This window comes from Ralstonia sp. GX3-BWBA (genome assembly GCF_003290055.1).
Lineage (GTDB): Bacteria > Pseudomonadota > Gammaproteobacteria > Burkholderiales > Burkholderiaceae > Ralstonia > Ralstonia holmesii.
The window spans coordinates 201,346-223,522 of record NZ_QMKS01000009.1 but is presented as its reverse complement, the minus strand read 5'-3'; the positions used below and the strand labels follow the sequence as shown (position 1 = coordinate 223,522).

General features: G+C 62.7%; 18 protein-coding genes. 16 read left to right on the top strand and 2 right to left on the bottom strand.

What is annotated here, in order from left to right; all coding sequences use genetic code 11:
* Positions 1 to 110: 110 nt before the first annotated feature.
* Positions 111 to 1,004: an HAD-IIB family hydrolase gene (locus DOD19_RS08540; RefSeq protein ID WP_024975936.1), complete on the bottom strand. Its 894-nt coding sequence runs from the start codon at positions 1,002 to 1,004 to the stop codon at positions 111 to 113.
* A gap of 197 nt (positions 1,005 to 1,201) precedes the next feature.
* On the opposite strand from DOD19_RS08540, the gene ugpB reads away from it, so the two are divergent.
* The 9 genes from ugpB (at position 1,202) to zapE (ending at position 13,573) form a co-directional block, all read left to right on the top strand.
* Positions 1,202 to 2,524, top strand: a complete 1,323-nt coding sequence (gene ugpB, locus DOD19_RS08535) for a sn-glycerol-3-phosphate ABC transporter substrate-binding protein UgpB (RefSeq protein WP_024975935.1) — start codon at positions 1,202 to 1,204, stop codon at positions 2,522 to 2,524.
* A gap of 76 nt (positions 2,525 to 2,600) precedes the next feature.
* The gene (gene ugpA / locus DOD19_RS08530; RefSeq protein ID WP_024975934.1) at positions 2,601 to 3,482 is read left to right on the top strand and encodes a sn-glycerol-3-phosphate ABC transporter permease UgpA; all 882 of its coding nucleotides are present in this window, start codon (positions 2,601 to 2,603) and stop codon (positions 3,480 to 3,482) included.
* 18 nt (positions 3,483 to 3,500) lie between these two features.
* Positions 3,501 to 4,349 carry a sn-glycerol-3-phosphate ABC transporter permease UgpE gene (gene ugpE / locus DOD19_RS08525; RefSeq protein WP_024975933.1) on the top strand — a complete coding sequence of 283 codons (849 nt, stop codon included), beginning with the start codon at positions 3,501 to 3,503 and terminating at the stop codon, positions 4,347 to 4,349.
* Positions 4,350 to 4,359: 10 nt separating this feature from the next.
* Positions 4,360 to 5,457 (top strand): sn-glycerol-3-phosphate import ATP-binding protein UgpC, encoded by a 1,098-nt coding sequence (locus DOD19_RS08520; protein WP_024975932.1) that lies wholly within the window; start codon positions 4,360 to 4,362, stop codon positions 5,455 to 5,457.
* Positions 5,454 to 6,206 carry a glycerophosphodiester phosphodiesterase gene (gene ugpQ, locus DOD19_RS08515; protein ID WP_112185113.1) on the top strand — a complete coding sequence of 251 codons (753 nt, stop codon included), beginning with the start codon at positions 5,454 to 5,456 and terminating at the stop codon, positions 6,204 to 6,206. The genes DOD19_RS08520 and ugpQ overlap by 4 nt, the downstream gene beginning before the upstream one ends.
* A gap of 291 nt (positions 6,207 to 6,497) precedes the next feature.
* Positions 6,498 to 9,362 (top strand): 2-oxoglutarate dehydrogenase E1 component, encoded by a 2,865-nt coding sequence (locus DOD19_RS08510; RefSeq protein ID WP_024975930.1) that lies wholly within the window; start codon positions 6,498 to 6,500, stop codon positions 9,360 to 9,362.
* Between the two features lie 134 nt (positions 9,363 to 9,496).
* Positions 9,497 to 10,750, top strand: coding sequence for a 2-oxoglutarate dehydrogenase complex dihydrolipoyllysine-residue succinyltransferase (gene odhB, locus DOD19_RS08505; protein WP_024975929.1), 1,254 nt, complete (start codon positions 9,497 to 9,499; stop codon positions 10,748 to 10,750).
* Positions 10,751 to 10,937: 187 nt separating this feature from the next.
* Positions 10,938 to 12,374 (top strand): dihydrolipoyl dehydrogenase, encoded by a 1,437-nt coding sequence (lpdA, locus tag DOD19_RS08500; RefSeq protein WP_112185111.1) that lies wholly within the window; start codon positions 10,938 to 10,940, stop codon positions 12,372 to 12,374.
* 101 nt (positions 12,375 to 12,475) lie between these two features.
* Positions 12,476 to 13,573: a cell division protein ZapE gene (gene zapE, locus DOD19_RS08495; RefSeq protein ID WP_112185988.1), complete on the top strand. Its 1,098-nt coding sequence runs from the start codon at positions 12,476 to 12,478 to the stop codon at positions 13,571 to 13,573.
* A 20-nt stretch (positions 13,574 to 13,593) separates the two neighbouring features.
* Here zapE and DOD19_RS08490 read toward each other — a convergent pair whose 3' ends face one another.
* Positions 13,594 to 14,436, bottom strand: a complete 843-nt coding sequence (locus tag DOD19_RS08490) for a 2-phosphosulfolactate phosphatase (RefSeq protein ID WP_024975926.1) — start codon at positions 14,434 to 14,436, stop codon at positions 13,594 to 13,596.
* Positions 14,437 to 14,613: 177 nt separating this feature from the next.
* Between DOD19_RS08490 and DOD19_RS08485 the strand changes: the two genes are divergently transcribed.
* From DOD19_RS08485 to ccoG, 7 genes are all read left to right on the top strand, one after another.
* The gene (locus DOD19_RS08485) at positions 14,614 to 17,157 is read left to right on the top strand and encodes a heavy metal translocating P-type ATPase (RefSeq protein ID WP_112185109.1); all 2,544 of its coding nucleotides are present in this window, start codon (positions 14,614 to 14,616) and stop codon (positions 17,155 to 17,157) included.
* A gap of 9 nt (positions 17,158 to 17,166) precedes the next feature.
* A complete protein-coding gene (gene ccoS, locus DOD19_RS08480; protein WP_024975924.1) occupies positions 17,167 to 17,346 on the top strand; it encodes a cbb3-type cytochrome oxidase assembly protein CcoS in 180 nt (59 codons plus the stop codon).
* A gap of 95 nt (positions 17,347 to 17,441) precedes the next feature.
* On the top strand, positions 17,442 to 18,899 hold the full coding sequence (gene ccoN, locus DOD19_RS08475) for a cytochrome-c oxidase, cbb3-type subunit I (RefSeq protein WP_024975923.1): 1,458 nt from the start codon (positions 17,442 to 17,444) through the stop codon (positions 18,897 to 18,899).
* A 10-nt stretch (positions 18,900 to 18,909) separates the two neighbouring features.
* Positions 18,910 to 19,593, top strand: coding sequence for a cytochrome-c oxidase, cbb3-type subunit II (gene ccoO / locus DOD19_RS08470; protein WP_012435344.1), 684 nt, complete (start codon positions 18,910 to 18,912; stop codon positions 19,591 to 19,593).
* Between the two features lie 3 nt (positions 19,594 to 19,596).
* A complete protein-coding gene (locus DOD19_RS08465; RefSeq protein WP_009238364.1) occupies positions 19,597 to 19,779 on the top strand; it encodes a cbb3-type cytochrome oxidase subunit 3 in 183 nt (60 codons plus the stop codon).
* 12 nt (positions 19,780 to 19,791) lie between these two features.
* Entirely contained in the window at positions 19,792 to 20,715 is a 924-nt protein-coding gene (ccoP, locus tag DOD19_RS08460) for a cytochrome-c oxidase, cbb3-type subunit III (protein WP_024975922.1), read from the top strand.
* On the top strand, positions 20,712 to 22,175 hold the full coding sequence (gene ccoG, locus DOD19_RS08455) for a cytochrome c oxidase accessory protein CcoG (RefSeq protein WP_024975921.1): 1,464 nt from the start codon (positions 20,712 to 20,714) through the stop codon (positions 22,173 to 22,175). The genes ccoP and ccoG overlap by 4 nt, the downstream gene beginning before the upstream one ends.
* Positions 22,176 to 22,177 lie beyond the last annotated feature (2 nt).

The following is a 22,177-nucleotide window of genomic DNA, read 5'->3' as shown; positions in this document are numbered from 1 at the left end:
CCGTCACATGGTGCAAAGCGGTGCAACGCCCAATTTCGGCGCAAGCGGCGTGCCGGGTGCGGCAAGCGACGCCGGATCTCCAGGTCGTGTTGCGGTGCGAGGATGCCGCGTCAGTCGCGCGGCGCGGGCAGGGCCAGGGAGCGCGCTTCCAGGATGCGTTCAGCGACTTCGGCAAAGCCGCCACCGCCCTCGGCCTCTGTGAGGTAAGCGGGCGGCACGGGCAGCGTATCGATCACGTCCAGCACATTGGCCACACCCACCGAGAGCGGGAAGAACTCGAACATTGCAGCATCGTTGGCGGAGTCACCCACGAACACCCAGCGTTCACGTTCTGCATGCAAGTCGATACCGAATGCGCGGCGTGCGAGCGACACGCTGGCGCTCAGCTTGTCGTGCTTGCCGAACCAGCCGTTGACGTGAATTGAACTGACCGTGGCATGCATGCCATGCATGCGCATGATGTCGACGATGTGTTGCACGGCATGATGCGGTAGCGGCGGGACTTGCTCAGCATGATCGACAGCGAGATCCGCTGCATGCCAGGCCTGATCCGTTGCCAGCGCTGAACCCGGCACGGCACGCCGGATCTCCGCAGCGACTTCACGGATGCGCTCCAGATTGCGCGCGCGCGTTTGCGCGTCGTCTACAAAGTCGGTGGCCAGATGCCCACGCGAATCGACGCGCATGGCAAACGCACCGTTCTCGCCGATCACGGCATCTACGGGCCACAGCCGCGCGATGACTTCGCACCAGGCAATCGAGCGGCCCGTGACCGGCACGACCTTGATGCCGGCACGGTGCAAGCGCTCGAGCGCCGAGTACGTCTGCGCGGGAAGCTTCCCCCTCGTGGTGAGGGTGCCATCCACGTCGGTGAAGACGCCGGTGATATTGCGCAGTGCATCATCCGAGAGCTGATGGAGTGCTAGCGGAACACGCCGCTCGGCGATGACGGGCGTGGTTTCAGGTGAGTCCGGAGCGGCAGGAGTGGTGGGTGGGGCGAGCATGCTGCGGGTGCAAAAGAGAGTGTCTTGAACCCATTTTAACGGCCGTCGCAAGCCAAACCTTGGAGGGATTTCCCGATTTCTTTGTGACAGAAAGCCAAGTAACATCCCGCTGTCATAAAAATGACCGACCGTGCATATACAGTCGGCGCGCCGTGGGCGGAGCGAGGGAGCCCGCCGGGTCGAAACCAGGAGAAATCATGTCGATCAAGAAGATTGCGGGGGCCGCAGCAGTACTGGCCGCGTGTACGTTTGCGCAAGGCGCGTACGCGGTGACGGAAATCCAATGGTGGCATTCGATGGAAGGCGCCTTGAACGACAAGGTGAACGAGATCGCCACCAAGTTCAACGCGAGCCAGTCCGACTACAAGATCGTGCCGGTCTACAAGGGCCAGTACGACGAATCGCTGGCTGCGGGCATCGCGGCGTTTCGCGCCGGCAATGCGCCGGCCATCCTGCAGGTGTTCGAAGTGGGTACCGCGACGATGATGAACGCCAAGGGCGCCATCGTGCCGGTCGCCAAGATCATGAAGGACGCTGGCGAGAAGTTCGATCCGAAGGCCTACGTGCCTGCTGTGGCTGGCTACTACACGTCGAATAAGGGCGAGATGCTGTCGTTCCCGTTCAACAGCTCGACGACGATCATGTATTACAACAAGGACGCCTTCAAGAAGGCCGGCCTTGACCCGAACAAGCCGCCCGCAACGTGGCAGGAAGTGGCCATCGATGCGGCCAAGCTCAAAGCCGCCGGCGTGCCCTGCGGCTACACGACCGACTGGCAATCGTGGGTGCATCTGGAGAGCTTCTCGGCCTGGCACAACGTCTCGTTCGCTACCGAGAACAACGGTTTTGGTGGCGCAAAGGCTCGCTTGAACTTCAACGGCCCGGTGCAGATCAAGCACATCCAGAACCTGCTCGACATGGAGAAGAAGGGCTACTTCACCTATGCCGGCCGCAAGGACGAGCCGAAGGCGAAGTTCATCGCGGGTGAGTGCGCCATGCACACGGGTTCGTCGGCGGCATTGGCGAACATCCGCAAGGGCGTCGGCACCAAGTTCGCTTTCAGCCCGGCGCCTCTGCCGTACGAAGCCGGTGTGCCCGGCGCGCCGCAGAACACCATCATCGGTGGGGCTTCGCTGTGGGTGATGGGCGGTCACAAGGCTGACGAATACAAGGGCGTGGCCAAGTTCTTCACCTTCCTGTCGCGTCCGGATATCCAGTCCGACTGGCACCAGTCGACCGGCTACCTGCCTGTCACGATGGAAGCGTATGAGTTGACCAAGAAGTCCGGTTACTACGACAAGAACCCGGGCGCCGACGTGGCTGTCAAGCAGATGATCGTCAAGACGACCGACAAGTCGCGCGGCATTCGTCTGGGCAACTTCCCGCAGATTCGCCAGGTGATCGACGAAGAGCTGGAAGCCGTCTGGGCCGGCAAGAAGACGCCGAAGGAAGCGCTGGACACGGCTGTGTCACGCGGCAACGAGCTGCTCGCCCGTTTCGAGAAGACCGTCAAGGAATAAGCGCCGATTCGGTGCTCGTCTAAACCGCCGGCCTCGTGCGCTCGCACAGGCCGGCGGTGCGTTTTTGGAATGTCGCATGGAAAAACGCGTCGTTTTTCGGTCGCGCTGGCTGCCGTATGTGCTGGTTGCCCCGCAGATCGTCATCACCCTGGTGTTCTTCTTCTGGCCCGCGGGGCAGGCGCTATATCAGTCGCTGCTGCGCCAGGATGCCTTCGGCATCAACCTCGAATTCGTGGGGCTGGAGAACTTTCGTGATCTCTTCAACGATCCGACCTATCTCGGTTCGTTCCAGACCACGGCGGTATTCGCCATTGGCGTCGCGCTGGTGGGTCTGGGCACCTCGCTGGCGCTGGCGTACTTTGCTGATCGCGCGCTGCGTGGCGCCACGTTCTACAAGACCCTGCTGATCTGGCCGTACGCCATTGCGCCGGCCGTGGCGGGCGTGCTGTGGAGCTTCCTTTTCAACCCCTCGCTGGGCATCGTGTCGTTCGTGATCCGCAAAATGGGCGTGGACTGGAACTTCGTGCTCAACGGCGGGCAGGCGCTGACGCTGGTGGTCATCATCGCGGCGTGGAAGCAGATCAGCTACAACTTCCTCTTCTTCCTGGCGGGGCTGCAGAGCATCCCGAAGTCACTGATCGAAGCGGCCGCCATTGACGGTGCCGGGCCTTGGAAGCGCTTTTGGTCGATCGTTTTTCCGCTGCTGTCGCCGACCACGTTCTTCCTGATGGTGGTGAACGTCGTGTACGCATTCTTCGACACCTTCGCCATCATCGATTCTGTCACGCAGGGCGGGCCGTTCAAGGCGACGGAGACGCTGGTGTTCAAGGTCTATCAAGACGGCGTGCGCGGTCTCGATATCGGTGGATCGGCGGCCCAGTCGGTGATCCTCATGGCCTTGGTGATCGTGCTGACGATCGTCCAGTTCCGTTACGTTGAACGCAAAGTCCAATACTGAAAGGAGGGCATACGCGCCATGATTGAACGCCGTCCATTCCTGGACTTCCTCACCCACGTCGTGCTGATCCTCGGTGTGATCATCGTCGCGTTTCCGGTGTACGTCGTCTTCGTCGCGTCGTCGTTGACGGCCGAAGACGTGCTGCAGGCACCGATGACGCTGATCCCTGGTCCGCACCTCATCGAAAACTACCGCACGGTGCTCACGTCGGGCATGGGCAACTCGGCCACGCCGGTCGGCACCATGCTCATGAACAGCCTCATCATGGCGCTGGGCATCTCGCTGGGGAAGATCGCGATCTCCATCATCTCGGCGTTTGCGATCGTCTATTTCCGTTTTCCGATGCGCAAGACATTCTTCTGGCTCATCTTCGTCACGCTGATGCTGCCGGTGGAGGTGCGGATTCTGCCCACGTACAAGGTGGTGTCGGATCTCGGCATGCTGAACAGCTACTTCGGCCTGACGATTCCGATCATCGCGTCGGCCACGGCTACCTTCCTGTTCCGGCAGTTCTTCCTGACCATTCCCGATGAGCTGGCGGAAGCCGCGCGCATCGATGGCGCTGGCCCGCTCAAGTTCTTCTGGGACGTGGTCCTGCCGCTCTCGCGCACCAGCATCGCCGCGCTGTTCGTGATCCAGTTCATTTACGGCTGGAACCAGTACCTCTGGCCGCTCCTGATCACGACCGAAAAGAGCATGACGCCCATCGTGCTGGGCGTGACGCAAATGATCTCCCGCTCCGGCGACTCCGCCACCGATTGGAACCTGCTGATGGCCACCGTGATGCTGGCCATGTTGCCGCCCGCGGCAATCGTGATCGGCATGCAGCGGTGGTTCGTGAAGGGCCTCGTCGAAACCGAAAAGTAAAAGAAGCAAGATGGCAAAACTTTCGCTACGCAACGTCCAGAAGCATTACGCCAACCTCCAGGTCGTGCACGGCATCGACATGGAAATCGGCGACGGGGAGTTCATCGTCATCGTCGGGCCCTCGGGCTGCGGCAAGTCCACGCTGCTGCGCATGGTGGCGGGGCTGGAGCCGATCACCGGCGGCGAAGTGTGGATTGGCGACCGCGTCGTCAACGAACTGGAGCCGGCCGAGCGCGATATCGCGATGGTGTTCCAGAACTACGCGCTGTATCCGCACATGAGCGTGTTCGACAACATGGCCTACGGCCTGAAGATCCGAGGCTTGCCCAAGAGCGATATTCAAGCGCGTGTGGAACAGGCTGCGGGCATTCTCGAACTCGGCAAACTGCTCGATCGCAAGCCGCGCCAGCTCTCGGGCGGCCAACGCCAGCGTGTGGCCATGGGCCGAGCGATCGTGCGTGAGCCGGCTGTGTTCCTGTTTGACGAACCGCTCTCCAACCTGGATGCCAAGCTGCGCGTGCAGATGCGCCTGGAGCTGAAGGATCTGCATCGCCGTCTGCGCACGACCAGTCTGTACGTCACGCACGATCAGGTCGAAGCGATGACGTTGGCCGATCGCATGATGGTGCTCAACGGCGGCCGGGTCGAACAGATCGGTACACCGCTTGAGGTGTACTCGCGTCCGGCCAGCACGTTCGTGGCGGGCTTCATCGGCTCGCCGCCGATGAACCTCGTGCCTGTGTCGCGCAATGCCGGTGGCGACACGCAGATCCGGGTGGATGGTGCGAAGGAGGGCGATGTTGCGGCCACGCTCGGCCATCTGCCGATGGGGCTGCACCTGCCCGAACACGCGCTGATGGGATTGCGCCCCGAACACATCGAGTCGTGCTCGGCTGATCAGGCCATCGCCTTCATCGACGTGCGCGTGGTCGAGGCCCTCGGTGCGGATGCGTTCGCGTACGGCACGCTGGCTGGTCATCCAGTCGTGGTCCGCCTAGAGCCGCATGCCAGCGTAAAGGCCGGTGACAAGCTGCCGATCACCGCGTCCGCCGAGCACTTGCACTGGTTCGACCCGCAAACCACCCGCCGCATCGAGGCTCTGGCATGACTGGCGCACACGCCTTGCCGGCATGGCCGTATCCGCGTGCCATCGCACACCGCGGCGCGGGCAAGCTGGCGCCGGAGAACACGCTGGCAGCCTTCCGCCATGGCGCATCGTTCGGCTATCGCATGTTCGAATTCGACGTGAAGCTTTCCGGCGACGGCGCATCGGTCCTGTTGCACGACGCCACGCTGGATCGCACCACGAACGGCGCGGGCCGCCTCGATGCGCTCACGGTGGGTCAGATCGCGCAACTAGACGCCGGCAGTTGGCACAGCGCTGCCTACGCGGGTGAGCCGGTGCCGACGCTGGCAGCCATCGCGCGCTACCTTCGCGCCAACAACTTCCTCGCCAATATCGAGATCAAGCCGGTGCCAGGCGCGGAGTGGCGCACGGGCGCGGCTGTGGCGCTCGACGCCCGCACGCTGTGGGCCGGCGCCGACGTGCCGCCGCTGCTGTCGTCGTTCTCCGAAGAAGCCTTGGCCGCCGCACGCGAAGCTGCGCCGGAATTGCCGCGCGCATTGCTGCTCGACAAGCTCCCCGCCGATTGGCTCGATCGCCTGCGCGCATTGGATTGTGTGGCACTCGACGCCAACCATCGCGAACTCACGCCCGAAATCATTGACGAGGCACACGCCGCAGGCTTTCGCGTCTGCTGCTATACGGTCAACGACCTAGATCGAGCGCATCTGCTCTGGAGTGCGGGACTGGACGGTTTGATTACCGATTGGGTGGACCGTATTTCGCCCGCCTGAATGTGATGAAAGCATGGCTTTGACGTGGCATAACAAGCGTCGTTTGTCACGTCAAAGAATCGGAATATTGCTTATAAACATGCTATGCTTCCGCTCCGTGAAGACTTAGGTCCTTCCCGCACAACTTGTCTGTAAAAGCTGTCTCGGTACCTCTTTTCTGCCTTGCGCGATCCGGTCCGACCAGGTGATTTCAGGCGATTTAGTTTGCGATCCGCTAACCGGTCAAGCCGTGTCGCGGAAGGTTGATGAACCCGCTGAACTCCGGCAGACCCGGAGAAAAGTGAGCGCCCCATGACAGAGCTGTATAAGCAGTACCTGGACACTTCGTACCTGTCCGGCGGTAACGCCGCCTACGTTGAAGATCAGTACGAAGCGTACCTTCAAGATCCCACGTCCGTTAGCGAGGCACTGCGCGCGTACTTCGATGCGCTGCAGAACGTCCCCGCCGTCGACGGTTCCAACGCCCGGGATATCCCCCACGCCCCCATCGTCACGTCGTTCGCTGAGCGCGCCAAGTCCGGCCCGATCAAGACGATTGTCGCGTCTGCCGATTCCGATATGGGTCGCAAGCGCGTGTCGGCTACGCAGCTGATCGCCGCGTACCGCAATGTGGGCCTGCGTTGGGCCGATCTTGATCCGCTCAAGCGTCAGGAGCGCCCGCCTGTGCCGGATCTGGACCCGGCTTTCTACGGTTTCACCGAAGCCGACCAGGACATCATCTTCAATGCCAGCAACACGTATTTCGGCAAGGAATCGATGAGCCTGCGCGAGCTGGTCAACAACCTGCGCGAAACGTACTGCGGCTCGATCGGCGCTGAGTTCATGTACATCAGCGACCAGGCCCAAAAGCGCTGGTGGCAAGAGCGTCTGGAAACCATCCGCTCCAAGCCGACGTTCTCGGCTGAAAAGAAGAAGCACATCCTGGAACGCCTGACAGCCGCTGAAGGCCTCGAGCGCTTCCTGCATACCAAGTACGTCGGTCAGAAGCGTTTCTCGCTGGAAGGCGGCGAGAGCTTCATCGCGGCCATGGACGAACTGATCCAGCATTCCGGCGCCAAGGGCGTGCAGGAAATCGTGATCGGCATGGCCCACCGCGGCCGTCTGAACGTGCTGGTCAACACGCTGGGCAAGATGCCCGCCGACCTGTTCGCCGAATTCGAAGGCAAGCACGTGGACGACCTGCCGGCCGGCGACGTGAAGTACCACAAGGGCTTCTCGAGCGACGTGACCACCCCGGGCGGCCCCGTCCACCTGTCGCTGGCGTTCAACCCGTCGCACCTGGAAATCGTCAACCCGGTCGTGGAAGGCTCGGTCAAGGCGCGTCAGGAGCGCCGCGGCGACAAGCACGGCGCGCAAGTGCTGGCTGTGCAAGTCCACGGTGACGCAGCCTTCGCCGGCCAGGGCGTCGTGATGGAAACGCTGAACCTCGCGCAAACGCGCGGTTACGGCACGGGCGGCACGATCCACATCGTCATCAACAACCAGATCGGTTTCACGACGTCGGACCCGCGCGACTCGCGCTCGACGCTGTACTGTACCGACGTGGTCAAGATGATCGAAGCGCCGGTCCTGCACGTGAACGGCGACGATCCGGAAGCCGTCGTGCTGGCCATGCAACTGGCCGTGGACTACCGTACCGAGTTCCAAAAGGACATCGCGGTCGACATCATCTGCTTCCGTAAGCTCGGCCACAACGAGCAAGACACGCCGGCGATGACGCAGCCGCTGATGTACAAGAAGATCGGCACGCACCCCGGCACGCGCAAGCTCTACGCAGACAGGCTTGTCACGCAGAACACGCTGAAGACTGAAGAGCCGGACACCCTGGTGCAGGAATTCCGTGCTGCCATGGACGCGGGCAAGCACACGGTCGACCCGGTGCTGTCGAACTTCAAGAACAAGTTCGCTGTGGACTGGATGCCGTTCCTGAACCGCAAGTGGACGGATGCCGCCGATACCGCTGTGCCGATGGCCGAACTCAAGCGTCTGGCCGAGCGCATCACCGCCATCCCGGATCACTTCAAGCTGCACCCGCTGGTTGAGAACGTTGTCAACAACCGCGCCAAGATGGGCAAGGGCGAGCTGTCGCTGGACTGGGGCATGGGCGAGCACCTTGCTTTCGCATCGCTGGTGGCGTCTGGCTACCCGGTGCGTATCACCGGTCAGGATGCTGGTCGCGGCACGTTCACGCACCGTCACGCAGTCCTGCACGATCAGAACCGCGAGCGTTGGGACGCCGGCAGCTACATCCCGCTGCAGAATGTGTCGGAGAGCCAAGCTCCCTTTACGGTGATCGACTCCGTGCTGTCGGAAGAGGCCGTGATGGGCTTCGAGTACGGCTATTCGTCGGCTGAGCCGAACACCCTGGTGATCTGGGAAGCCCAGTTCGGTGACTTCGCTAACGGTGCACAGGTGGTGATCGACCAGTTCATCTCGTCGGGCGAAGTGAAGTGGGGTCGTGCCTCGGGTCTGACGCTGATGCTGCCGCACGGCTACGAAGGTCAAGGTCCGGAGCATAGCTCGGCACGCATGGAGCGTTACCTGCAGCTCTGCGCAGACCACAACATGCAAGTGGTGCAGCCGACCACGCCGGCGCAGATCTTCCACCTGCTGCGTCGCCAGATGATCCGGATGTTCCGCAAGCCGCTGATCATCCTGACGCCGAAGTCGCTGCTGCGCAGCAAGGACGCTGTGTCGCCGCTGTCGGATCTGGCCAAGGGCCATTTCGAGACGGTGATCGCCGATACGGCCGAAGATCTGAACGCCGCCAAGGTCAAGCGCATCGTGGCCTGCTCGGGCAAGGTCTACTACGACCTGGTCAACGCTCGTAAGGAACGTGGCCTGACCGACACAGCCATCATCCGTGTGGAGCAGCTCTATCCGTTCCCGCACAAGGCGTTCGCAGCCGAGCTGAAGAAGTATCCGAACCTTGCTGAAGTCGTGTGGTGCCAGGACGAGCCGCAGAACCAGGGCGCTTGGTTCTTCGTGCAGCACTACATCCTGGAGAACATGACCGAAGGTCAGAAGCTGGGCTACGCAGGCCGCCCGGCATCGGCATCTCCGGCCGTGGGCTACTACGCGAAGCACAACGAGCAGCAGAAGGCGCTGATCGATGCCGCGTTTGGCAAGCTCAAGGGCTTCGTGCTGAACAAGTAAGCGACATCTGCACCAGGGCGGCAGCTTCGGCTGTCGCCTTGACGCATCTTCGCTCCCGAATTCCACCGTATATCGAATTGGCGCGGCTCCCGAACAAGAGGAGCACGTGCACATGAATCCAAGGAAGCACCGAAATGGCTATCGTTGAAGTCAAGGTCCCGCAGTTTTCCGAGTCCGTTGAAGAAGGCACGCTGATCTCCTGGAAGAAGAAGCCGGGCGAAGCCGTGGCCCAGGACGAAATCCTGATCGAAGTCGAGACCGACAAGGTCGTGCTGGAAGTGCCGGCCCCGTCGGCTGGCGTGCTGGCTGAAGTGCTGGTGGCGGACGGCGCAACCGTGACGTCGGAGCAGCTGCTGGCCAAGATCGACACCGAAGGCAAGGCAGGCGCCGCCGCTCCGGCTGCTGCTGCACCGGCTCCTGCAGCCGCTGCGCCGGCACCGGCTGCTGCCGCTCCGGCTGCAGCTGCAGCGGGTGGCGTGGCCATGCCGTCGGCTGCCAAGCTGATGGCTGAGAACAATCTGTCGGCTGGCCAAGTGGCCGGCACGGGCCGCGATGGCCGCATCACCAAGGGCGACGTGCTGGGTGCCGTGGCTGGTGGCGCCAAGCCGGCTGCCGCTGCTGCACCGCAAGCCGCACGTCCGGCGCTGCAGCAAGTCGCTGCACCGGTGGACTTCGCCGCCCTGGGCGACCGTCCGGAAGAGCGCGTGCCGATGAGCCGCCTGCGCGCCCGCATCGCCGAGCGCCTGGTGCAGTCGCAATCGACCAACGCGATCCTCACCACCTTCAACGAAGTCAACATGAAGCCGGTGATGGACTTGCGCGCCAAGTTCAAGGACCAGTTCGAAAAGACCCACGGCGTGAAGCTGGGCTTCATGTCGTTCTTCGTGAAGGCCGCTGTCCACGCGCTGAAGAAGTACCCCGTGATCAACGCGTCGGTTGACGGCAACGACATCGTCTACCACGGCTATTTCGACATCGGTATCGCTGTCGGCTCGCCGCGTGGCCTGGTGGTGCCCATCCTGCGCAATGCCGACCAGATGAGCCTGGCCGATATCGAGAAGAAGATTGCCGAGTTCGGCCAGAAGGCCAAGGATGGCAAGCTGACGCTGGACGACCTGACCGGCGGTACGTTCTCGATCTCGAACGGCGGCACGTTCGGCTCGATGCTGTCGACCCCGATCATTAACCCGCCGCAATCGGCCATCCTGGGCGTGCACGCCACCAAGGATCGCGCTGTGGTGGAGAACGGCCAAGTCGTGGTTCGCCCGATGAACTACCTGGCCATGTCCTACGACCACCGAATCATCGACGGCCGCGAAGCTGTGCTGGGCCTGGTGGCGATGAAGGAAGCGCTGGAAGACCCGGCCCGCCTGCTGCTGGACCTGTAAACCTGCCCACGTTCCGACTGCGCGGCCCGATCTTGGCCCTGTGATACTCGCCGTACCTACGTACGGCTGCCGATTTTGGCAAATTCGTCGGACCAACCTCGGCCCGCTCGCTACGGACCGTGAACAGGTTTAAACCGCTTGTTGACGTTCCCGCTTGTGCGGGAGCGACGGACTAAAGGATTTCTCCATGAGCAAAGAATTTGACGTGCTGGTGATCGGCGCCGGCCCTGGCGGTTACATCGCCGCCATCCGCGCTGGCCAGCTGGGCCTGAACGTGGCCTGCTGCGAAGACAACGCCTACGACGACCCGAAGGGCGAGCCGCGCCTGGGCGGCACCTGCCTGAATGTCGGCTGCATTCCCTCGAAGGCGCTGCTGGCCTCGTCGGAAGAGTTCGAGAACGTGAACCACCACCTGGCCGACCACGGCATCACGGTGGATGGCGTCAAGGTCGACGTGGCCAAGATGCTCAAGCGCAAGGACGACATCGTCGGCAAGATGACGAAGGGCATCGAGTTCCTGTTCCGCAAGAACAAGGTGACGTTGCTCAAGGGCCACGGCAAGTTCGTCGGCAAGACGGACGCGGGCTATCAGGTCGAGATCGCAGGCAAGGCCGGCACGGAAGTTGTAACGGCCAAGCACGTGATCATCGCTACGGGCTCTAAGGCTCGCCATCTGCCGGGCGTGAAGGTCGACAACGTGACCATTGCCGACAACGAAGGCGCACTGAAGTTTGGCGAAGTGCCGAAGAAGCTGGGCGTGATCGGTGCTGGCGTGATCGGCCTCGAGCTCGGTTCGGTGTGGCGCCGTCTGGGTGCCGAAGTGACGATTCTCGAAGCGCTGCCGAGCTTCCTCGGTGCGGCTGACGAATCCGTTGCCAAGGAAGCCAACAAGCTGCTGACCAAGCAGGGCCTGAAGATCAACGTCGGCGTGAAGGTCGGCGAGATCGAATCGTCGGGCAAGGGCGTGAAGGTGAACTACACCGACGCTGCGGGCGCCGCGCAAGTGCTGGAGTGCGACAAGCTGATCGTGTCGATCGGCCGCGTGCCGAACACCGACAACCTGGGCCTGGAAGCGATCGGCCTGGCGGCGGATCAGCGTGGCTTTATCGAGGTGGACGAACACTGCGCGACCAAGCTGCCGAACCTGTGGGCGATCGGCGACGTGGTGCGTGGCCCGATGCTGGCGCACAAGGCAGAAGACGAAGGCGTGGCCGTGGCCGAGCGCATCGTTGGCCAGAAGCCGCACATCGACTACAATTGCATTCCGTGGGTCATCTACACCTACCCGGAAATTGCATGGGTGGGCAAGACCGAACAGCAGCTCAAGGCCGAAGGCCGCGAGACCAAGGCCGGCCAGTTCCCGTTCATTGCTAACGGCCGCGCACTGGGCATGGGCGCATCCGATGGTTTCGTGAAGGTCATCGCCGATGCGAAGACCGATGAAATCCTGGGCGTGCACATCGTGGCAGCCAACGCTTCGGACCTGGTTGCCGAAGCCGTGGTGGCGATGGAGTTCAAGGCTGCAGCTGAAGACATCGGCCGTATCTGCCATCCGCACCCGTCGATGTCGGAAGTGATGCGCGAAGCTGCGCTGGCGGTCGACAAGCGTCAGCTCAATATGTAAATCGCAAGCCGCAAGGCAAGTACGATGCCCGGTGAATCCACAAGATTGCCGGGCATCGGTCCATCTGGGCCCGCAAACGGTGCCCCATGCAGATCAAGCAGATGAACGTCCAGGAAACCTACCTACAGGAATTGAAGGCGCGCGGCTATCGGCCCGACGAAGCGCAACAGCGCGCCGTCGATCGCCTGCAGCGGTGCTACGACGAATGGCTTGCCTACAAGGCCCGTCGTTCGACTGCGCTGCGCAAGATGCTCGTGCGCCCGGATTTGCCCCGTGGCGTCTACATGTGGGGCGGGGTGGGGCGCGGCAAGTCGTTCCTGATGGATGCGTTCTATAGCTGCGTGCCGTTGGTGCGTAAGACGCGCCTGCACTTTCACGAGTTCATGCGCGAAGTGCATCGTCAACTGGAAGAGCTGCGCGGCCGCGCTGATCCGCTGGACGAGCTGGCCCGTCGCATCGCCAAGCGCTACCGCTTGATCTGTTTTGATGAATTCCACGTCAGCGACGTTGCCGACGCGATGATCCTGCACCGCTTGCTCGATCAGTTGTTTGCCAACGGCGTGCAGTTTGTGATGACGTCCAACTATCGGCCCGACTTGCTGTATCCGGACGGCCTGCACCGCGACCGCGTGCTGCCGGCCATTGCGCTGCTGCAGGAGAAGCTCGACGTCCTCAACGTCGACGCGGGCGTTGATTACCGCAAGCGAGCGATGGAGCAGGTGCAGGCGTATTACACGCCGTTGGGTGCCAAGGCCAACTCGGCGTTGCGCGATGCGTTTGCGGCAGTGGCGGAAGCGCCGGACGAATCGCCGGTGCTGCGCATCGAGCACCGTGAGATTCGCGCGGCGCGCAAGGCCGGCGGCGTGGTCTGGTTCGATTTCGCCACGCTGTGCGGTGGCCCGCGCTCACAGAACGATTACCTGGAAATCGCCTCGCGCTTTCACACCGTTATCCTGGCCGATGTGCCGAAGATGACGCCGCGCATGGCGTCCGAGGCACGCCGCTTCACGTGGCTGATCGACGTGTTCTACGACCACAAGGTCAAGCTGCTGATGTCGGCGGAGGTGCCGGCGGACGAGCTGTACACCGAAGGCCAGATGGCCAATGAATTCCAGCGCACCGTGTCGCGTATCGTCGAGATGCAGTCGCGCGAATACCTCGAGGCGCCTCGACGTGAGGTCGACACATCACTGACCTGACTTCTCCCGGTGGCAACCGCCTAGTGTGACGTCGGCGGCGGGTTGCGGTGCGACGGCGGTGCCTGCGAGGGCCGCAGGTTTGCGCCAAAGAAGTCCTGTGGCAGACGCTCGGTCTTGCGGTTGACGTTCCGGAACGCGCCTTCCACCAGCATGGGGGCGACGTTGCTCACATCGGTTTGCGAAGCCATGGTCACGTCTTCGGTAAAGCCGCGTTCGCACAGCTCCCGGCCCGACACGGAATCGAGCAACCACGCTTTCATCATGCCTGTCTGCGACGCCTCGCGATAGATCGCGCGGGCGGCGAGCGCTTCGGGCGACAGCGCTTGCGGCAGGAACCCCGCCACCGTTTCCGAAAGGTGATGCACGATCGCACCGGCGGCCAGCCAGTCTTCAAGGGCCGGGCGCAGGCTGCCATCGGCCCAGCGCTCTCCTGACGCTACCACGGCCACGCGACGGCCCAGCCGCGATGCGGCTTCTGCCACGGCGCGCGCGTTGCGCAGACAACCTGCAAACGTCGGCGTCGATCCGGTGGCGAGCGCGAGTGTTGCACCATTAGGCGAGGGCAGGACCAGGTTGCTGCCGATTGGTAATTCACGCAGCGACGCTGGCGAGAGCGTATACCCCGCCTGGCTGCGGTTGTAGCCCGCCAGCATGGCGCCGGCGCGGCGTGCGAAGGTTTCAGCGCTGGCGTCACGCCATGGGTACGGATAGATGCGTGCCCCGCGCGCCACGGCTACATCCACACAAGTGCAGAAGGACAGCACGTCCACCACGATGACGGCGTCGCAATGCGGCGCCAGCGCGGATGCTCCGTGCTCACCCCATTCACAGTGGATGTTGTACAGGCTGAATTCGGTTGCCATGTCGCGCCCTCCTGTTTGCCTGGTGCAGCTATCCAATATAGGCGGCCTATTTTTTTTATGGGAGGGTAGGGGCGGTTGAAGTGCGCTGAGAATCGCATTTCGGGTTGATTCTTATTGCGCCGTGCTTGATGCGCATCAAGGGCGCGCCGGGGGATGCTGGCTAGCATCGTCCCCATAATGACGACGATATTCGCCCCCAACTATCCAACCGCGCCGGTTGACGGCATAGGCTCGCCTATCGGCCCGAGCGGGGCAGGCGCGTCGCACATCACTTGCTATCACTGCGCGTCGCCACTGGAGGGCGACACCGCCGTCCACGCTGAGATCGGCGGCAAGTCCCGGGAATTTTGCTGTGCCGGCTGCCAGGCTGTCGCGCAAACGCTGCACGCCTCCGGCATGGGTCACGTCTATGATGGCCCAATCGCCTTCGCCAAGCCCATCGAAGGTGACCGTCGCACCGAAGCGGAAGCCGTTTGGGCAACCTACGATCTGCCCGTCATGCGTGAGCGCTTCGTACGCACACGCGCTGACGGCGCGGAAGAACTTTCTCTTGCCATCAGCGGCATGCGTTGCGCCGCGTGTGTATGGCTGATCGAGCGCGCGCTCTCGCGAGTGCCGGGCGTGCGCGAAGCCACTGTCAATTACGCTACGGAACGCGCGCGCATCGTCGGAGACGCTGGGGCGATGCGGCTGTCTGCGGTGTTTGCCGCGATTGCCGACGTCGGTTACGAAGCGTGGCCCGACCAGCCATCCGCTCGCCGCACTGCCGAAGCGCGTGAACGCCGCAGCCTGCTGATCCGCTTGGGGCTGGCGATGCTCGGGATGATGCAAGTGATGATGTACGCGTGGCCGGTGTATCTGCACGGCAGCGACATCCCTGCGAGCCAGACGCGCCTGATGCAGTGGGCCAGCCTGATGCTGACCGTGCCGGTGGTGTTGATTTCTGCGCGGCCCATTTTTATCAATGCGTGGCGGCAAGTACGGCATGCGCACGTCGGCATGGATGCGCCCGTGGCGCTGGGGGTCGGCGCGGCGTTCATTGCCAGTGTGCTGGCGACCTTGCGCGGTCATGGCGAGACGTACTTCGATTCCGTGACGATGTTCGTCGCTTTCCTGCTGGCGGCGCGCTATCTCGAACTGCGTGCGCGGCAGAGTGCGGCTTCCGGTGCCGAAGCGTTGGTGCATCAGTTGCCGGCTACTTGCCGGCGTTTCAACGCCGAAAGCGGCGTGCTCGAGACCATCCCCGTTGCAGCCTTGCAGCAAGGTGATTGCGTGGAAGTGCGCGCCGGTGAAGTTCTGCCCGCCGACGGCACCATTGAACGCGGCACCACTGAGATCGACGAATCGCTTCTCTCCGGTGAAAGCGTGCCGCGCCCGCGTGACGTGGGCGCGACCGTGCTGGCGGGCAGCTACAACGTGGTCAGCGCCATTCGCGTGCGTGTCAACCGCGTGGGTGCCCAGACGCGCCTTGCCGCCATCGTTGACTTGCTTGAACGCGCCTTGACGGACAAGCCCCGCATGGCTGAACTCGCCGATCGTGTGGCCGGGCGCTTTGTGGCAGTGCTGCTCGGCTGGGCGCTGCTGACGGCGATCGCGTGGTGGTGGATCGATCCGACACGCATGTTTGCCGTCACCGTGGCGGTGCTGGTGGTGAGTTGCCCCTGCGCGTTGTCGCTGGCTACGCCGTCTGCGCTGGCCGCGGCGAGTGGTGCCCTGGCACGGCGCGGTGTGCTGGTCACGCGCGGCCACGCCATCGAGAGCTTGGCAGCCGTGACGGACGTGCTGCTCGACAAGACCGGTACGCTCACCGAGGGGCGTCTGCGCTTGCTGAGCATCGAGACCTTCGCCGATGTGGATGCCGAGCACTGCCTCGCACTGGCATGCGCGATGGAGCAATCCGAGAATCATCCGATTGCCCAGTCGTTGCGCGCCGCCACCTCCGCTGAAATGTCGTTGCCAACGTTGGGGCGCGTGACCAACGTGCCAGGGCAGGGCGTGTATGCCGTGGCTGATAACCAATTGGTGCGTCTTGGCACGCAGTCGTTCGCGGTCGCGCACTACGCAGATCAGCCGGTTGCTTCCATTCGTTACGGCACGGAAGCGCCGATGGAGGAGGTGCCGCCAGCGGCCGCATGCACGTCGGTCTGGCTCGGCCGCGATGGCCAACCGCTCGCGCGCTTCACGCTGGCCGATACGCCACGTGCCGATGCGCCTGCATGCCTGAGTGCGTTGCGCGCACAAGGATTGCGCTTGCATCTCGTTTCTGGCGATGCGCCTGAGACTGTGCACTGGTGGGCCAACCGCCTTGGCATCGACCGCGCCGTGGGCGGCGCCAGCCCCGAAGACAAGCGTGCCTACGTGCGCAAGCTGCAGGCAGACGGCGCCCGCGTGCTGGCCGTCGGCGACGGCATCAACGATGCGCCGTTGCTCGCGCAGGCGCAGGTCTCCATTGCCATTGGGTCGGGTGCGCCGCTGGCCCAGGCCGGCGCGGATGCCATCCTCACCGAGCCTCGCCTGTTTGCCATTAGCGAGGCCGTGTCGATTGGCCGTCGCACGTTGCGCGTGGTGCGCCAGAACCTCGGCTGGGCTTTCGCCTACAACGCGATCAGCATTCCGCTCGCCACGCTGGGGTGGTTGTCGCCGCTGGTGGCGGGCATCGGCATGTCGGTGTCGTCGTTGCTGGTGGCGCTCAATGCGTGGCGTTTGTCGCGCGCCGCTTAAGGAGCCGAAATGGAAACGCTATTCCTGCTGATTCCGCTGTCGCTGATGTTGGTGGTGGCGATTGTCGGGGTGCTGTGGTGGGCCGTCGGCTCGGGCCAGTACGACGATCTCAAGGCACCTGCTGAATCGATTCTGCTGGACCCTGATACCCCGGCGCGTGACGCAATGTCGCGGGACGGAACTACTTGACCACGTTGGCTGGGGTGCCTTGACGCACATCAAGACTCGAATGTCGCCCCATTCTTAACATGACCCTATCAAACCAACACTCTCGGGGAGCAAGCATGCAATCGTCCAGCGCGTTGCAGCCCACCCAGACCTTCAATTACCGCGTTGTTCGCCAGTTCTCGATCATGACGATCGTCTGGGGCATCGTCGGTATGGCGGTCGGTGCGCTGATCGCGGCCCAGTTGATCTGGCCGCAACTGAATTTCGGGGTGCCTTGGCTGACCTATGGTCGGCTGCGTCCTCTGCACACGAATGCCGTCATCTTTGCGTTTGGCGGCAGCGCTCTGTTTGCGACGTCTTACTACATCGTGCAGCGTACCTGCCAGGTGCGCCTGCTTTCCGACAAGCTCGCCGCCTTCACGTTCTGGGGCTGGCAGGCAGTGATCGTGGCAGCCGCCATCACCCTGCCGCTGGGCTACACAAGCTCGAAGGAATACGCCGAACTCGAATGGCCGATCGACATCCTGATCACCGTGGTGTGGGTGGCCTACGCGATCGTGTTCTTTGGCACAATCGTCAAGCGCAAGACCCGGCACATCTACGTGGCCAACTGGTTCTTCGGCGCCTACATCATCACGATTGCGCTGCTGCACATCGTCAACAACGCTGAGTTGCCGGTGTCGATGTGGAAGTCGTACTCGGCTTATGCCGGCGTGCAGGATGCGATGGTGCAATGGTGGTACGGCCACAACGCAGTGGGCTTCTTCCTGACCACCAGCTTCCTGGGCATGATGTATTACTTCGTGCCCAAGCAGGCCGAGCGTCCGATCTATTCGTATCGCCTCTCGATCGTCCACTTCTGGGCGCTGAATTTCACCTACATGTGGGCGGGTCCGCACCACCTCCAGTACACGTCGCTGCCCGACTGGGCGCAGTCGCTGGGCATGGTGTTCTCGCTCATTTTGCTGGCCCCATCGTGGGGCGGCATGATCAACGGGATCATGACCCTCTCGGGTGCCTGGCACAAACTGCGCACCGATCCGATCCTGAAGTTCCTCGTGGTGGCACTGTCGTTCTACGGCATGGCGACGTTCGAGGGCTCGATGATGTCCATCAAGACCGTGAATGCGCTGTCGCACTACACCGACTGGACGATCGGCCACGTGCACTCCGGCGCCCTGGGCTGGGTGGCAATGATCACTATCGGCTCGATGTACTACATGATCCCGCGCCTCTTCGGCCAGCAGAAGATGTACAGCACGCGCCTGATCGAGGTCCACTTCTGGGTGGCGACCATCGGCGTGGTGCTCTACATCGCTGCCATGTGGGTAGCCGGCGTGATGCAGGGCCTGATGTGGCGCGCCACCGAGGCTGACGGCACGCTGACCTACAGCTTTGTCGAAGCGGTGAAGGCAACGTACCCGTTCTACCTGATTCGCTTGGCTGGCGGCCTGTGCTTCCTGGGCGGCATGCTGCTGATGGCATTCAACGTGTTCAAGACCATCCAGGGCAGCAAGGCAATCGATGCACCGATTCCTCAATCGGCCCAGACCCCGATGGTCGCGGCTCAGTGAGGAGGGGAACATGAGCAATCAATCCAACAAGTTTTTCTCGCACGAGACGCTGGAAAAGAACATCGGCTTGCTGATCGTGATGACGCTCGTCGTCGTCAGCATTGCGGGCCTGGTGCAGATCTTGCCGCTGTTCTTCCAGCATTCGACCACTGAACCGGTCAAGGGCATCGCTCCGTATTCGCCGCTGCGGCTGGCGGGGCGCGATATCTACATCCGCGAAGGCTGCGTTGGCTGCCACTCTCAGCAAGTGCGTACGCTTCGCGCCGAGACCGAACGCTACGGCCACTACTCGCTGGCTGGCGAGTCGGTGTTCGATCACCCGTTCCTGTGGGGTTCCAAGCGCACGGGCCCGGATCTGGCGCGCGTTGGGCAGCGCTATTCGGACGACTGGCATCGCATCCACCTGCGTGATCCGCGTGAAGTGGTGCCTGAGTCGAATATGCCGTCATATGCATGGCTCTCGAAGACGCCGCTGGACAACAGCGACATCGAAAAGAAGATGCATGTCCTGCGTCAGCTGGGTGTTCCGTACACGGATGCCCAGATTGCCGGGGCGCGCGAGCAACTCGCAGGCAAAACGGAAGAAGACGCCGTGGTCGCCTATCTGCAAGGCCTTGGCGTGGAGCTGCGTAACGTCCGGGACGTGGCTGTCGCTCCGGCTGCTGCGCCTGCCACCGTTGCAGCCAAGGAGTAAGCCATGGCCATGCTGAGTGCAATTGCGACTGCCGTCTTCCTCGTGTTGTTCGTCTGCATTACCTGGTGGGCATTCTCCGCGCATCGCCGCGCTGCGAATGCGGAATCGGCCATGCTGCCGTTCCTGCTGCCCGATGAGGCCGAGGTCGCCGGTGCGCGCGCAGACGCGTCGCGCCCGCATCAATAAGGACACAGAATCATGAGCGACTTCATTTCGGAGTTCTGGGGGTATTACATCGCAGCGATCGCCTTGGTCGGCATCGTGTGGTGTGTCTGGTTGCTGTTTTCGCAGCGGCGCATTCAGATTGCGCCCGGTCATAGCGCGGGCGAGGACACCGGCCATGTATGGGACGGCGACCTGCGCGAACTGAACAACCCGCTGCCACGCTGGTGGATGTGGATGTTCCTGCTGTCGTGCATCTTTGCGTTGGGGTACCTGATCCTCTACCCGGGGTTGGGTTCATACGGCGGCGCCCTCGGTTTCTCGACACGGGGCGAATTGGCCGCGCAGCGCGCTGCAGCCGATGCACAGGTCCGTCCGGTCTATGAGCGTTATGCCAGCATGGACATCAAGCAGATCGCCGCCGACCCGCAGGCCCATGAGATCGGCCAGCGCCTGTTCCTGAACAACTGCGCGCAGTGCCACGGCTCCGACGCCGGCGGCTCGAAGGGCTTCCCGAACCTGACCGACAGCGACTGGCTGTACGGCGGCGAGCCCGAGACGATCCTGACCACCATCACCAAGGGGCGTCACGGTGTCATGCCATCGCTGGCTGCTGTGGTGGATGGCAACCAGGCTGTCAACGTGGCCAACTACGTGCGCTCGCTGTCGGGCCTGTCTTACGACCCGATCAAGGCAGCGCGTGGTGAACCGACGTTCAAGTCGGTCTGCGCGGCCTGCCACACGGCAAGCGGCAAGGGCAATCAGACACTTGGCGCACCTAACCTGACCGACCGCGTCTGGCTGTACGGCAGTTCGGAAGCAACCATCGTCGAGACCATTCTCAAGGGTCGTGACAACACGATGCCGGCGCACGAGAACCTGCTCTCGCCGGAGAAGATCCGCATGCTGGCGGCCTATGTATGGGGTCTGTCGAATAGCAATACGAGTCACGCGCAATGAGCGACAAAGAACCAGCCTGGCGCCCGATGACGCCCGCCACTGCGGCGGCGGGCGCCGAAGACGCACCCACCGAGCAGATGCTCTATGAGGTCCGGCGCAAGATTTATCCACGCGCCGTGACCGGCGCCTTTGCGCGTTGGCGCGTCTGGCTGGTGCTGGCCACGCAAGCCATCTTTTATGGCTTGCCGTGGTTCCAGTGGAACGGTCGCCAAGCAGTGCTATTCGACTTGGGCGCACGCAAGTTCTACCTCTTTGGCCTCGTGTTGTGGCCGCAGGATGTCATCTATCTGACGTTGCTGCTGGTGCTGTCGGCGCTGGCGCTGTTTCTATTTACGGCGGTGGCGGGGCGGCTCTTTTGCGGCTATGCCTGTCCGCAGACGGTCTACACCGAGATTTTCATGTGGATCGAGCGGCACATCGAAGGAGATCGCTTCGCGCGCATCCGCCTCGACGGTGAGCGTTGGAGTCTGCGCAAATTCCGCCTGAAGGCCGCAAAGCATTCGGCTTGGATCCTCATCGCCCTGTGGACAGGCTTCACCTTTGTGGGCTTCTTCACGCCAATCCGCGATCTGGGCATGGAGACCTGGACGCTGTCGCTCGGTCCTTGGCAGACATTCTGGATGCTGTTCTACGCATTTGCGACGTGGGGCAACGCCGGTTTCATGCGCGAGCAAGTCTGTCGGTACATGTGTCCCTACGCTCGTTTCCAGAGCGTGATGGTCGATCCCGATACCTATGTTGTGACTTACGACACCCAGCGCGGCGAGCCGCGCGGCAGCCGTTCGCGCAACGCCGATTTCGAAGCTCAGGGTCTGGGTGCTTGCGTCGACTGCAGCATCTGCGTGCAGGTGTGCCCGACCGGCATCGACATCCGTCAAGGGCTGCAATACGAATGCATCGGTTGCGGTGCTTGCATTGACGCCTGTGACCAGGTCATGGACAAGATGCGCTACCCGCGCGGTCTGATTCGCTACACGTCAGAACGCGCGATGCTTGATCGGCTCAGCCCGAAGGAAGCCCGGCGACATCTGCTGCGTCCGCGTGTGCTGATCTATACCGGGATCATGCTGGTGCTCTTCACCGGGTTCATCGTGGCGTTGGCCATGCGGCAGCCACTCAAGGTTGACGTCATTCGTGATCGTGGTGCACTGGCGCGTGAAGTGGACGGCGGCAAGATCGAGAACGTTTATCGCCTGCAACTGATGAACGCCTCCGAGCACCCCATGCGCGTGACCATCACCGCAGAGGGCATGCCGGAACTGGACGTGGAAGGCGGTCGCGGCGAGTCGACCACATTGGAACTGCCGCCGGCGGCTAACCGACTGCTGCCAGTGCGCGTACGCCGGCCGGCCGACGATGCCGCCCCCGGCTCGCACAAAATCCGTTTCGTCATCCATGCAGACAGCGGTAGCGACAGCCTCGTACTGCGCGAACCGTCGAGCTTCATCGTGCCGCGCTGATG

What these genes read in the sequence shown, in the direction of transcription:
- DOD19_RS08540 (WP_024975936.1), bottom strand. Translation starts at nt 1,004, where the DNA reads ATGCTCGCCCCACCCACCACTCCTGCCGCTCCGGACTCACCTGAAACC.
- ugpB (WP_024975935.1), top strand. Translation starts at nt 1,202, where the DNA reads ATGTCGATCAAGAAGATTGCGGGGGCCGCAGCAGTACTGGCCGCGTGT.
- ugpA (WP_024975934.1), top strand. Translation starts at nt 2,601, where the DNA reads ATGGAAAAACGCGTCGTTTTTCGGTCGCGCTGGCTGCCGTATGTGCTG.
- ugpE (WP_024975933.1), top strand. Translation starts at nt 3,501, where the DNA reads ATGATTGAACGCCGTCCATTCCTGGACTTCCTCACCCACGTCGTGCTG.
- DOD19_RS08520 (WP_024975932.1), top strand. Translation starts at nt 4,360, where the DNA reads ATGGCAAAACTTTCGCTACGCAACGTCCAGAAGCATTACGCCAACCTC.
- ugpQ (WP_112185113.1), top strand. Translation starts at nt 5,454, where the DNA reads ATGACTGGCGCACACGCCTTGCCGGCATGGCCGTATCCGCGTGCCATC.
- DOD19_RS08510 (WP_024975930.1), top strand. Translation starts at nt 6,498, where the DNA reads ATGACAGAGCTGTATAAGCAGTACCTGGACACTTCGTACCTGTCCGGC.
- odhB (WP_024975929.1), top strand. Translation starts at nt 9,497, where the DNA reads ATGGCTATCGTTGAAGTCAAGGTCCCGCAGTTTTCCGAGTCCGTTGAA.
- lpdA (WP_112185111.1), top strand. Translation starts at nt 10,938, where the DNA reads ATGAGCAAAGAATTTGACGTGCTGGTGATCGGCGCCGGCCCTGGCGGT.
- zapE (WP_112185988.1), top strand. Translation starts at nt 12,476, where the DNA reads ATGAACGTCCAGGAAACCTACCTACAGGAATTGAAGGCGCGCGGCTAT.
- DOD19_RS08490 (WP_024975926.1), bottom strand. Translation starts at nt 14,436, where the DNA reads ATGGCAACCGAATTCAGCCTGTACAACATCCACTGTGAATGGGGTGAG.
- DOD19_RS08485 (WP_112185109.1), top strand. Translation starts at nt 14,614, where the DNA reads ATGACGACGATATTCGCCCCCAACTATCCAACCGCGCCGGTTGACGGC.
- ccoS (WP_024975924.1), top strand. Translation starts at nt 17,167, where the DNA reads ATGGAAACGCTATTCCTGCTGATTCCGCTGTCGCTGATGTTGGTGGTG.
- ccoN (WP_024975923.1), top strand. Translation starts at nt 17,442, where the DNA reads ATGCAATCGTCCAGCGCGTTGCAGCCCACCCAGACCTTCAATTACCGC.
- ccoO (WP_012435344.1), top strand. Translation starts at nt 18,910, where the DNA reads ATGAGCAATCAATCCAACAAGTTTTTCTCGCACGAGACGCTGGAAAAG.
- DOD19_RS08465 (WP_009238364.1), top strand. Translation starts at nt 19,597, where the DNA reads ATGGCCATGCTGAGTGCAATTGCGACTGCCGTCTTCCTCGTGTTGTTC.
- ccoP (WP_024975922.1), top strand. Translation starts at nt 19,792, where the DNA reads ATGAGCGACTTCATTTCGGAGTTCTGGGGGTATTACATCGCAGCGATC.
- ccoG (WP_024975921.1), top strand. Translation starts at nt 20,712, where the DNA reads ATGAGCGACAAAGAACCAGCCTGGCGCCCGATGACGCCCGCCACTGCG.